Source organism: Saccharopolyspora cebuensis, from assembly GCF_039542665.1.
Taxonomy (GTDB): Bacteria; Actinomycetota; Actinomycetes; order Mycobacteriales; family Pseudonocardiaceae; genus Saccharopolyspora; species Saccharopolyspora cebuensis.
In genome coordinates this window covers 1-643 of the sequence record NZ_BAABII010000034.1, presented here as the reverse complement: position 1 = coordinate 643, position 643 = coordinate 1, and the positions used below count along the sequence as shown (strand labels likewise).

Genomic DNA, 643 nt, shown 5'->3' with positions numbered 1-643 from the left:
CGACTTCGCCCGGTTCCGCGAGATCGCCGACGAGGTCGGCGCCTACCTGATGGTCGACATGGCGCACTTCGCCGGGCTGGTGGCCGCCGGGCTGCACCCGAACCCGGTGCCGCACGCCCACGTGGTCACCACGACCACGCACAAGACTCTCGGCGGTCCGCGCGGCGGGGTGATCCTGTCCGCCGACACCGCGCTGGCCAAGAAGTTCAACTCCGCGGTGTTCCCCGGGCAGCAGGGCGGGCCGCTGGAGCACGTGATCGCGGGCAAGGCGGTGTCGTTCAAGGTCGCGGCCTCGGCGGAGTTCGCCGACCGGCAGCGCCGCACCGTGGCCGGGGCCAGGCTGCTCGCCGAGCGGCTCCAGGCCGACGACGCCCGCTCCGCCGGGATCTCCCTGGTCTCCGGGGGCACCGACGTGCACCTGGTGCTGGTGGACCTGCGCCACTCCGAGCTGGACGGCAAGCAGGCCGAGGACCGGCTGCACGAGATCGGCATCACGGTCAACCGCAACGCGGTGCCCAACGACCCGCGACCGCCGATGACCACCTCCGGGCTGCGCATCGGCACCCCGGCGCTGGCCACCCGCGGCTTCGGCGACACCGAGTTCACCGAGGTCGCCGACATCATCGCCGAAGCCCTCAAGCCC

General features: G+C 72.9%; 1 protein-coding gene. It reads left to right on the top strand.

Annotated elements, in window-relative coordinates; genetic code table 11:
• Positions 1 to 643: PLP-dependent aminotransferase family protein (locus ABD976_RS29265; protein ID WP_486374968.1), on the top strand; the 643-nt coding region annotated here is incomplete at both ends.